9 protein-coding genes and 3 pseudogenes are annotated in these 10,808 nt (G+C 32.0%); 9 read left to right on the top strand and 3 right to left on the bottom strand.

Translation table 11 applies throughout. From position 1 onward, the window contains the following. The first annotated feature begins 146 nt into the window (after positions 1-146). On the top strand, positions 147-605 hold the full coding sequence (locus BPMYX0001_RS25055; protein WP_006096971.1) for a DinB family protein: 459 nt from the start codon (positions 147-149) through the stop codon (positions 603-605). A 630-nt stretch (positions 606-1,235) separates the two neighbouring features. Beyond that, positions 1,236-1,844, top strand: coding sequence for a DUF3967 domain-containing protein (locus tag BPMYX0001_RS25050; protein ID WP_018783726.1), 609 nt, complete (start codon positions 1,236-1,238; stop codon positions 1,842-1,844). Positions 1,845-2,156: 312 nt separating this feature from the next. Here BPMYX0001_RS25050 and BPMYX0001_RS25045 read toward each other — a convergent pair whose 3' ends face one another. After that, positions 2,157-2,342 (bottom strand): hypothetical protein, encoded by a 186-nt coding sequence (locus tag BPMYX0001_RS25045; protein ID WP_018783725.1) that lies wholly within the window; start codon positions 2,340-2,342, stop codon positions 2,157-2,159. 846 nt (positions 2,343-3,188) lie between these two features. Here BPMYX0001_RS25045 and BPMYX0001_RS29690 point away from each other — a divergent pair. Both BPMYX0001_RS29690 and BPMYX0001_RS25035 read left to right on the top strand, forming a co-directional pair. Continuing rightward, positions 3,189-3,611 (top strand): annotated as a pseudogene (locus BPMYX0001_RS29690) (DUF3967 domain-containing protein). A 224-nt stretch (positions 3,612-3,835) separates the two neighbouring features. Continuing rightward, a complete protein-coding gene (locus BPMYX0001_RS25035) occupies positions 3,836-4,192 on the top strand; it encodes a hypothetical protein (protein WP_006096968.1) in 357 nt (118 codons plus the stop codon). Positions 4,193-4,640: 448 nt separating this feature from the next. On the opposite strand, the gene BPMYX0001_RS25025 is transcribed toward BPMYX0001_RS25035, so the two are convergent. Continuing rightward, positions 4,641-5,399: a CsxC family protein gene (locus BPMYX0001_RS25025; RefSeq protein WP_006096967.1), complete on the bottom strand. Its 759-nt coding sequence runs from the start codon at positions 5,397-5,399 to the stop codon at positions 4,641-4,643. A gap of 341 nt (positions 5,400-5,740) precedes the next feature. On the opposite strand from BPMYX0001_RS25025, the pseudogene BPMYX0001_RS35035 reads away from it, so the two are divergent. The 3 genes and pseudogenes from BPMYX0001_RS35035 to BPMYX0001_RS25015 form a co-directional block, all read left to right on the top strand. After that, positions 5,741-5,904: pseudogene (locus BPMYX0001_RS35035) on the top strand (DUF3967 domain-containing protein); the annotation flags it as partial. Positions 5,905-6,158: 254 nt separating this feature from the next. Further along, the gene (locus BPMYX0001_RS25020; RefSeq protein ID WP_006096966.1) at positions 6,159-6,668 is read left to right on the top strand and encodes a hypothetical protein; all 510 of its coding nucleotides are present in this window, start codon (positions 6,159-6,161) and stop codon (positions 6,666-6,668) included. 450 nt (positions 6,669-7,118) lie between these two features. Further along, entirely contained in the window at positions 7,119-7,337 is a 219-nt protein-coding gene (locus BPMYX0001_RS25015) for a hypothetical protein (RefSeq protein WP_003209791.1), read from the top strand. Between the two features lie 867 nt (positions 7,338-8,204). Here BPMYX0001_RS25015 and BPMYX0001_RS25005 read toward each other — a convergent pair. Next, complete coding sequence (locus BPMYX0001_RS25005; protein WP_006096964.1) at positions 8,205-8,438, bottom strand: hypothetical protein; 234 nt, start codon at positions 8,436-8,438, stop codon at positions 8,205-8,207. 535 nt (positions 8,439-8,973) lie between these two features. Between BPMYX0001_RS25005 and BPMYX0001_RS31495 the strand changes: the two are divergent. Then, a pseudogene (locus BPMYX0001_RS31495) lies at positions 8,974-9,302 on the top strand (plasmid recombination protein); the annotation flags it as partial. A 249-nt stretch (positions 9,303-9,551) separates the two neighbouring features. Continuing rightward, positions 9,552-10,199 (top strand): hypothetical protein, encoded by a 648-nt coding sequence (locus BPMYX0001_RS24990; RefSeq protein ID WP_006096963.1) that lies wholly within the window; start codon positions 9,552-9,554, stop codon positions 10,197-10,199. Positions 10,200-10,808 lie beyond the last annotated feature (609 nt).

Raw genomic sequence — 10,808 nt, 5'->3', positions numbered from 1 at the left:
AATGACCGAGAACGTTAAATTATTTATCAAAAAAATTTTCGTTTTTTTAAGGTATACATGGAAAAGAGTAGTACAAAGAGGAATTTAGATTATTAATTTTGAAAGGTAATAAATAGTTGAATGATAAATTAATGGAGTTGATGTAGTTGTATGAAAAAAAGAAGAAAATAATAAATCATTATGAACAATCTATTGATTGGGTAAGAAGTTTAAGACATTTATCTGAAGAGAAATGGAGGATGCAAATAGATAAAGATAAGTGGACTATTGCTGAAGTAATTGGACACCTTATACCTTGGGATGAATTTGTTTTGAATCAGCGTATTCCTTATTTATTTCAGGGTACTCAATTACCAAAGAGTCCAAATGTTAATTTAATAAATTATCAAGCATCAATTGATAGTAAATCTAAAACAAAAGAGGAACTAATTAATCAGTTTATAATGGTAAGGAAAAAGTTGATTAATACAATAAATGATTTAACGGATGAGTTATGGACACAGAACTTAATTTTAGGAAAAAACAAAGTATCACTCTATAGTTACTTTTTAGGCTTAATAGAACATGATCTTCATCATTATAAGCAAATTCAAAGGTTCTTGTAATTATCTAACTTATGGGGTGTTTTAGTTCCATAAGAATCTATAGGGATAGTTAAACTTTTTTTATAAAAAAATAAACTTAAAGTTGTTGGAGAAGAATCCACTTTGATCAATATTTTTTAAAATGGATTCTTTTTATTTATCGTAAAACTTGAGATTGTGGAGCATTTTTAATCAAATTCTATTTCAAAATTATAAAGGGAAAAAAAAGAAAAGATTTTATGAATAGAATATACATATTCGGTTAACATAACGTCTCATTATCGGTAGCAAGGACAAAGGAGAATCCTTGTTTTTATTAAGTTCTTTCTTCTTTCCTATGTAAAATCGATATGCAGGATTTTATACATTGTTGTTATAGCGGAGATTCTAGGGATCCCCGCTATTTTTCGTTTTTACTTTTTTGTATAAAATCTTGTATAAACTGAAAAGGTTTTGATGTTGTTATTGAGAAGTAAGGAGTATCTAATTTTAAAATCGATATGTGTCCCTAAGCTTGGGGCTGTAATATGAACTAAATACATTACTCCTGTGAAGATTATGGAAGTTAAAAATACAAACAAGTGATACGTGAATTATTAGGAAAAAGGGTATATCATTGCTATAGCGAATATATTTTTGAGGTGAAACGCTATGAAGACGTTTTATAGTCCTAGTGACGTGGCGGAGCAATTAGCTATCCAATCATCTACATTACGTAAGTATGCAGACGTGTTAGAAAAAGAGGGTTACACTTTCATAAAAAACGAGCGTGGGCATAGGAAATATAGAGAAAGTGATGTAATGGTATTCCGTAAGGTTATAAACCTAAAGAACGACACAGATATGACACTAGAAAATGCCACAAAGCAAATTGTATCATGGCATCAAGGTGTTGAAGTATTGCCATTGGATCGACATGAAGTTGAGCGCTATGAAGAACCGGATTTCAACGCTACAACGCTACAGACGATGATTCAAGATCAAAAAGAAGTCATTGAAAAACAAAATGATTTGCTCCAGGAATTAACCAAACGATTAACTGAGCAAGACCAGAGATTTATACAAAGAGAATCAGAGTTATTGAGCGCTATACAAACGATACAGGAATCCCAGGTACTTATAGCGACGAATACTAGCGAAGACATGGCGAAGAACCAGGGCCGTGATGAAATGCTAATAAAAACAATAAGGGAAGTCCAGGAAGTTAAGAAGATGATTGCAGCAAGTAAAGATAAGAAATGGTATGAGTTTTGGAAATAATCTTTTGAATCTTTAAATCCTTGATATTATTGAGTTTTTGTATTTTTCCTTTCTCACTATATATATATCTAAAAGTTCCGTAAGGAACGGGTCATGTGCTATTGTGCCAAGCCGAGAGACCAAAAGCAAGCAATATCCGTCCTGCCTTGGATAAGCAATTATACGAGCCGAACTGCTAATGTATCCGTTCAAGATTCTCTTTTGCCCTATATTCCATATAACGCGAAGTTCCTGGGGGCTAGCACTCTTGCCCAAAAGCAAGGAAAACACGCTATACATACATGTGTGGCGTGTTTTCTTAATGAATTTTGATTATTTGTTCTTAGGAGTATCGATTCTTACGGAGTATAGACGTTTTTCAACGTAATGTTTTGAAATAGTAAGAGGTTGTGTGTCTGTACTATTTTTAAATTTTGTATAATTTGGTTTTTTAATTGGTGTTGTTATAGTTTCGGTAAATTCATATGGGTAATTAACTTTAGATTTGTCTTCAAGCATATAGATAGCTCCTTTTTTAGAGTGTTTGTTAAAGAGTTGTACTATAATACAATATGTTTATATATTTTTTTTGGGACTAGATATGTATCAACCAATTTATATTGGGGTATCACCCGATGATTTGGTTGGACTAGTTGGTTCAGTTGTTAACACATAATGAAGTTCTATGTAGAATTTTATTTTCTTCGTATATAAAAATCTTTATCTTTAAATTGTGAAAAATGGATATGAATAAACATACATGTGAGGTTAACATAATGTCTTATTATTGATAACAAATATAAAAGGCTCATCCTTCTTTACAAGGGGATAAGCTTTTTATATAATTTCTCATCAAAAACTAAAAATGTTGAACTATTTTACTGGTGTTTGCGATCACAATGAAAACAAATAAAACAACATCTACGGAACTTATCTTTCTTACATTTACAAGAATTACTATGACATTTAGATTTACAAGAATGACTATCATGCTTACATTTACAAGAATCATTACTACGCTTCGAACAGTTGCTACTACAGCCCATTTTTTATACCTCCTTTTCGAATACGAGTTATATTATTCTATGTTTTAATAAGAAAAATGCTTGTTTATTAACCTATGTTAAATTTCTATAGAAAACCCTCTATTGCAGGATTTTATACATTGTTGATATAGCGGAGATTTCAGGAATCCTCGTTATTTTCTTTTTTTTTGTATAAAATTTCGTATAAATTATTAAATTGATAGATGTAAAAACTAATAAAAACTTTTCTTTAAATTTTAAAAAGAAGGTGTTACCTTTTTAAAAAAGGAAAACACTATGTAGTAACTATAGAACAGCTTAGAGTAGAGGGAGGACAAGTATGGCTCAAACTTTTTGGGGATCTGAGGTAGCCAAGAACTTAGGTATTGGCTCAAGTACTTTGCGTAAATATTGCTTTGCTCTGGAAGAAGTCGGATATCCTTTTGAGCGGGGTAACAATAATTCGAGAGTTTTTTTTCATAAAGACTTAGCAACTGTTGCTACAGATAGCGTAGCAGATACAGAACACATAAAAGCATTAACAGAACGTATAGAACGATTAGAACAACTTAATTTAGAATTGATTCAAAGGTTAGATCAGCAAAGCAAATTTTTATAGGAAAATGATGCTCAAAGGATAATAAGAGAAGAACAAAGAGATACTCAATTAATGCAAGTATTAAAAGAAATACAAGATAGCAAGCGTCTAATAGTAGCTTCAGAACAAAAGAGATTTTTTTGGAGTCGTCTATTTGGTAAATAAATTAGAATTTAATAATAGAAAGAAAAGTTCACTTTTTATTTGAAAAAAGATAAGAAGTGAATTTTTTGTTTACTAGTAATAATTGATAGGTTGTGTAAATCTAATTTTTATTTCTAAAACAAATTGGTTAATTGTTTTAGAGCATTTTAATTAAGTATTGAATATTATAAGAATGTAATCTGTAGATTACTAATTATTTAATTTAGTAGGAGGTGAATTTTAAAATGCCTTTCACTACTGGTCCAATTGAAAATGTAGGAAATCAGCCTGCTAATGCAAATAGAGCTAAGGTTAAAATCCTCAATCGTACTGGAGGTACACTTACTGGGGTACTTCGATCTTTTAGACTTGATGGTACAAGAACATTAATTGAACAGAGAAACTTTTCTGTAGCTGCTAATGCTTCTGCTCTTGTAATTCTAAGTTTAGTTCACTCTACTTTGGGACAAGCAGAACAATATGAAGTTGAAATTGTCCCTAATCAAAACGGTGGCTTATACAGTGTTTATGGAGTAACTCCTCAGGGTGTTATTATTACTGCACAACGAGTTTTGAATACAGAATTAACGCAGATTCTTTAATATTAAATAAGGGGTTGGTTATCTTTTTAGATAACCAACTCTCTTTATTTAATTGTTAAAAATCATAGATTATAAAAAAGTATTGCTATTTTTGTAAGCGCTTACTATAATAAAGGTAGAAGGATTCACAAAATCTTAATATGAGAATAAAGGAGGAAGTAAAATGGAAATCGCAATGGCAGTTTTAAAATTTGTAGGTGGAATCATTCCATTCGTACAAGAGCTTTTAAAAGCATTTATGTAAGTTGTTTATCCCGCAATTATTTATAAAAATTATCATACAAATGATCTGTATATTAAAAGTGAATTGATGTACAGATCATTTGTGTGAGCAATCTTTAAATAAGAAAGGAGAATCCCAAAAGGAATATGGGATTCTCCTTTTTTTAGTGCATGAAATGTTGCAAAATAACTGACTTGATTTAAGAATATTAATGAGAATTTTTAATTAGCAGCTAGATTGTCCAGTTGTTCCACCAATTCTTACTTGTTGAGTTTGTAATACTTTCAAAGTAAGATCAAGAACGATTTTTTCACGTAAGTGGTCAAATGCTTTTTCATGATGTTTACCACATGATTCTTCATGATGTTTATCATGATCATTATCACATGGTGAGAAGTCAAGCTCATAAAATTCTGCACTAATTATTTCACAAAATGGTTGTTCATTATAGAAAACATTATTTTCAAAGAAGAATTTGTCTAGACGAGGAACATCAGTGTTTTTTGGATTAATAAAACGAGCTTTATTTTCTGAAGAAAAAGCTATGATTGGGTTAGAAGAAAAGTCATTTGCAGTTAAGTCAGCAAAACCAGAGAATCGAACTTTTGCAATTTTATCATGAATCACGCCATTGCAGTCTTTAGCAGCATATTCAATATTTTTACGAATAAAACCTTCTACAAACAATTTTGCTCTTGTTACTCGTAAATACCCTGTTTCATTAATTGGTTCATATTCAACAGGTACTAGTTTACATTGTTGTAAAAATACATCTTTTAACACTCTTTTAATTTCTACTGCTGGTGGACAAAGTGGGATATTTGCTTCTACTACAATTTGAAGTGTTCTTTCTGCTAATACAACTGGAATTTTAACTATTGGATTTCTTGTAAGAACAGGCGTTGCTGGAGTATCACTGAACGGAATTTGTGTTTCTGCTTTAACCTTACAATCTTTATTGTGATCGTGTTTGTTTTCACTCAATTAAAAAACCTCCATTTATTTTTGTTTTTTGAGTGTTTTCATTTCTACTTTAATATGATATTTAATATATCTATTTGTGTGCGGGCTTGTATAATAGTTACTTTTCTCATTTTGAAATAAGAAAAACTAAATTAGATACTTAAAATTGATTGCACTATATTGAATAGGACAGCATATATTATAGTGTGGAACGAGCGTCGGACACTTGTTTTACACTTATATATAATTAAATAAATCTCCCATAACAAGAAAAGAACTACTAATAGGTTCCTTTTCTTGTTATGGGGGTAGAAGGAACAATTGTATCGTGAAGTGAAGAGTAACTTATAGAAAATGTAACTATAGCTCAAACTTATTGGGGATCTGAGGTAGCCAAGAACTTGGGGATTGGCTCAAGTACTTTGTGTAAATATTGCCTTGCTCTGGAGGAAGCCGGGTAACCTTTTGATCGCGGCAACAATAATTGTAGAATTTTTTTCATAAAGACGTAGCAGCTTCAGAACAGAAGAAATCACTTTGGAGTCGTCTGTTTGGTAAATAAATTAGAATTGAATGATAAAAAGAAAAGCTGGCTTTTTATTTGAAACAAGATAAACGAGCTTTTTTTGGATACTACCGATAATGATAGGCTATGTAAACTTTATATGTATACGATATATAGTATTGCTTTCCTTTGGACAAGTAGAGACAAGTATACAAGAAAAACAAGCTCGTTTTACATTTAATATATTAAATTTAAACAAAGGAGCTTGATTATTTATGTCATCAAAAAATAGATTGCATTTCAATCCTTGTGAGTTTCCACTTCCCATTCAGGGATCTTCAGGATCAACACCACAATCAGCATTCAGGGCTGTTAGGGATGTTACTAATGCATCTATACCTGTTCCTGCAGACACCGATGTGCAAGTTTTATATCCGAATGAACAATATGATCTAATAAATGAACATAGTACTTTTACTTCCACATTTATTCCAGAAACAAAAGGTATATATTCTATTATTGCAAGTGTTCAATTTAGTCCTGTTACTTTCACCAATCCTTATAGAGTGCGAATAGCCATCAGAGTAAACAATACTGACGTAGCCCGAGATAATGATTTCTTTAGTACAATCCCATTTGACAATGATGTATCTGTTTCTACTAACATTCAGTTAAATACAGGAGATCAAGTACAGGTATTTGTGCAAAGTTCTGTAGTTGGTGAAATCGTTTCAGATCCTGCAACTACACATTTTGAAGCTACTAGATTTTCATCTCCAACATAATAAAATAAGTTTATTTTCTTAACTACCAATCACACTGATTATGTGAATGAAAAGTCCCTTCAGAAGATGAAGGGACTTTTCTAAGTTTCTAGATACATGGACTGCTGATAAGTGTGTTATGTAAATCTTACATGAATATAGTATATATCGTTATTTCTCTCTTTATTCTTTATATTTGCATGCCAAACATGCTTGTATCCTATATTGATACAAGCAATTATATATACCCTACCTTATAGGTACATAAATCAATAATGCAGGTATTGCAGTACATTTTAATGAGAGAGGAGTATGTTTTATGGAATCACGACCTCCGAAGAAAACTATGTATGAAAATATATCACAACCAAAAATACTATCTCTTTGGAATATAGGCTATTAAACAAGCTCTTCTTGTATTTAAACATAGAATAGAATGAATTCTATATTTCTAGAAGGGGATGTTTTTAAATGTTTAATGATCATGATAAATGCGTATGTGATCAGTTAGCGGTTTTACAATTAGGTACAGAAGTAGATATTTTTTTAAGTGGGAATACAATCGAAGACGTTATTTTTGTTAATTTCAATCCAGAAAATTTTTGTGCAACTTTTGTAGATAATGAAACAGAACCAGGAACTGTAATTGTTTTAGATTGTCGAGATATTTTAGCACTTCGAATTGAATAATTAGATAGAAAAAAAGAGCTTTTTTAAAAGCTCTTTTTTTATTTTTATAACTAAAAATAAAAAGATTATTCTTAGTTAATTATGATTATACTGATGAAATTTTATGGAGATGAAAATCTAGCTGCTTCAAAATGTGTTCCTTCGTTATTCAAAATAGTCATATTTCCTCCGCTAATAATTGTCCATATTTGAACTTTATCCCTTTTATTTAATTGTAGAATAGTACTTATTCTTACTGCATGAGGTCGTCTAACTAATTTTGGCACGAAATAGTGATCTTCTTTAACAATATCGATATCATTTACACGTATTAACATGGTTGTAGTACGAGGATTATCAAAAGGAATATTAGCAAGAAATGCTGCACCTGCAGTAATAGCATATACTCCTTTTCTTTTAGGAATAAAGGTTGAATCGGATATATTATACTCATCTTTTAAATCAAATTGTTTAGTTTCATACGTAATCTGTTGAATTTGTGTTGTAAGTACATTCTGGTTAAATGCTTTTACAGCTCTAAATGCGGATGGTCTAATTAATTGTAGTAAAGCTATTATAGGATTACCCCCTTTTACATTAACTTATGAATTATGTAGAAAGAGTGATTGGACCAGAGGTTTTGCTTTGATTTGAATGTATACTTTTTTATTTGTTTTTGATGATATCAGGAGATTTGTTGTGAAGTCAATATTTTAGGGGATATGAATGTAAACAAATATACAAAAGTTTACTTTCGAGAATAACAAAAACGAGGATTTAGGTAGCACGACTTAGACTAGCAATTGTACTTGCCGAAATCCACTCATCAATGGATTTCGGCAAGTGATGGCATGTCGCCAAGCCGAACATACTAAAAACAAGAGGATGTTAATAAAATGGAATTGTTGTAAAAGTAGTAGGATATATACTTTGAGATGTATATTCTATAGCTGGATAATATTGTATTGTTCCATGATAAGGTATAGCTGGATGATAATAGTATGGCATATGTTGCATTGCATGTTGCATTGCATGTTGCATTGCATGGATTGTTACTTGAGCTGCATGGAGTGAAAAGACTGGGCCTGCTTGTCTGTTTCCAATATAGTAAGGATTTATCATAATAATTCACCTCAGTTAAAAATAAATAAACATTTATATAATATGTCTAAAAATTAAACAAAGTGTTTAAGTGGCAGAAAATGCGAGTGTTGTGGTGTGGATCAGGTATTCAGTCGCCAATAAGTGGAATGAAATAAATGTAATTAAACGAGTTATATATGGCGTCTGTCAACGGTAAGCGGACCGGAGGGAGCATTAAGGAGTTGACATACTTACTACACCCAGACCCTCTTGTGGTTGTCAAACGGTACCCGTTTGACCCTGCCTACCGGCGAGGGAGCTCCCTCAAAAATGAGGGGGGTGGGGGAGTTTTTTTATGGGGTCTGGGGAAGATTTCCCCAGTGGGTTTGGGCAAAGCCCAAGGTTTGTTTTTGCCATGCTATGCATGGCTCGGCAAAGCCGGAAAGCGTCGCAGACCCCTATCGATTTTGATGCGTTAGCGTCAAAATACGTATAGGGTTACGTTAATTGACTCCATTTCGTCGCTTTGCTAGACTTATGGTATCAATTAATCTAGGGGAAGTGGTGGCACTTTATGTTGTTCTCTATCTTATTTAACCAATCTCACCAAAGTTCATTGAGCCATAATAATAGGGAAAACATTCATGGAAATCCTGGCATCGATCCAACCAGGTTAGACAAGAATATTTACTTTGTTCAAAAGGACATCCGAAGTGTATACAAGGATGTCTTTCAAGAAACGATAGATAAGTATAATCAAAAGTTACTATGACAAAATAAAAAAAAGATACAAAGACATATGAGCAATGAGAATTGGTTGTAGCGGTTGGAGAATGTAAAGATAACCCAAAGTATAGGGGAGCCAAAAAGGAAGCGTTAAAACGGTGTGCTGAGGCATATGAAAGCAACTGTGTTAGATAAGAGGGGAGAAAAGTTATTGAATAGCCATTTTTTAAGTGTACTTGTTTTCAAAAGGAAAATGCTGTGATATTGTCGAAGTATGAAAAAAGTAAAAAACCCCGCGAGTCGGCAAACTTAGGGGTTTTTTATGGAAAATTATGAAGGGGTTACCCCTTATTTACTATTTAAGTATCTATATTCTAACATAAGTGGGTTGACTCCTTCTAGTAGAGAAGGAGAGGAATTTTTTTCATGAGTAAAATTATTGATTTTGAGCAATCTGAAAAGAAAGCTAGATCAAGAGAAAATCAAATTGAAAGCTTTTTAGAACAAGCAAATGTGGGTTTATCTTCCGAACAACAGCAATTATTGTTGCAAATTTTACATAGTACAACTGGTGAAGATTATTTTATAGGCAAAAAGAAAAAACGAACTGATGGGGTGAAGTTCGTGCAATTAATTATGGATAACATAAATTATTTAAATAAAATTGGTTACTTACAACCTAAAGAAGAAGCATTTTTGTTTAAACTTACTCCTTATATTGAATTTAAGACAAATGTAATAATAGAAAGAGTAGATAATGAGTTAGAGGTTGAAACAAATGCAGCAACTCCTAGTTATTTAGCTGAACAATTTGGAAATACTAGAGAATATATTTCTAGGATTATGAATTCCTTATTAAAGAAAGGTATACTTGGTGTTGCTGAATCTGGAATGACTACTGAGGATGGAAGAATTTGCTCTTCTAGAACATGGTTTGTGAATCCTAATGTTATGTGTTGTTCTCCCAAAGATGGTGTAGACAAGGCAACTCAACATATTTTTAAAAGATCTCTTCGTAATTTTAAAATTAAAGATAGTAGTAAAAAACATAAATTACCAGTTTATTTATTTTAAAAAAAGCCTGACTTTTAGTCTTGCTTTTTTTTATTTTGTCTTATTTTACATTTTTTAGGTGTGATCATTTAATCACACAGGTGTGATCATTTGATCACACCCTACCCCCTTTAAACCCTTGATATTATTGAGTTTTTGTATTTTTCCTTTCTCACTCTCTATATATAGCTAAAAGTTCCGCAAGGAACGGGTTGTATTTTTGAGAAGAACACTCAAAAATCTCCACCCTTAAAATAAAAAAGTCGGTTCGTTGATCCTCACCTAAAGGCTACCGCCTTTTCTTTTTGATTTTGTCCTTGCAAAACTTTTTTCGGCTCGTGTGCTTTGCTCGCCAAGCCGACAGACAAAAAGCAAAGCAATGGTTCTCGACTTGGACTAGCAAGTATACGAGCCGAACCGCTTAGATCATTCGTTCTAAAATAGTTCTTATTCAAAGAATAGATACGTAATACGTGGGGTTTCGCCCCCACACGACGAGCCAGCACTCTAGCCAAAAAGCAAATTTCAGACCAAAAGACAAGCACAAGACCACGCTAAGTAAAAAACAATAAGTCATCCATATGGACAGCTCATTTACATAATGATCGTTCTCGGAAGTTAAATATTATC

This window comes from Bacillus pseudomycoides DSM 12442 (assembly GCF_000161455.1).
In the GTDB taxonomy this organism is placed as follows: domain Bacteria; phylum Bacillota; class Bacilli; order Bacillales; family Bacillaceae_G; genus Bacillus_A; species Bacillus_A pseudomycoides.
This window is presented reverse-complemented; position numbering and strand designations above follow the sequence as displayed.

Excerpts from the sequence above, each read along its gene's own strand:
- BPMYX0001_RS25050 (WP_018783726.1), top strand. The coding sequence starts at position 1,236 with ATGAAGACGTTTTATAGTCCTAGTGACGTGGCGGAGCAATTAGCTATC.
- BPMYX0001_RS25045 (WP_018783725.1), bottom strand. The coding sequence starts at position 2,342 with ATGCTTGAAGACAAATCTAAAGTTAATTACCCATATGAATTTACCGAA.
- BPMYX0001_RS25035 (WP_006096968.1), top strand. The coding sequence starts at position 3,836 with ATGCCTTTCACTACTGGTCCAATTGAAAATGTAGGAAATCAGCCTGCT.
- BPMYX0001_RS25020 (WP_006096966.1), top strand. The coding sequence starts at position 6,159 with ATGTCATCAAAAAATAGATTGCATTTCAATCCTTGTGAGTTTCCACTT.
- BPMYX0001_RS25015 (WP_003209791.1), top strand. The coding sequence starts at position 7,119 with ATGTTTAATGATCATGATAAATGCGTATGTGATCAGTTAGCGGTTTTA.
- BPMYX0001_RS25005 (WP_006096964.1), bottom strand. The coding sequence starts at position 8,438 with ATGATAAATCCTTACTATATTGGAAACAGACAAGCAGGCCCAGTCTTT.
- BPMYX0001_RS24990 (WP_006096963.1), top strand. The coding sequence starts at position 9,552 with ATGAGTAAAATTATTGATTTTGAGCAATCTGAAAAGAAAGCTAGATCA.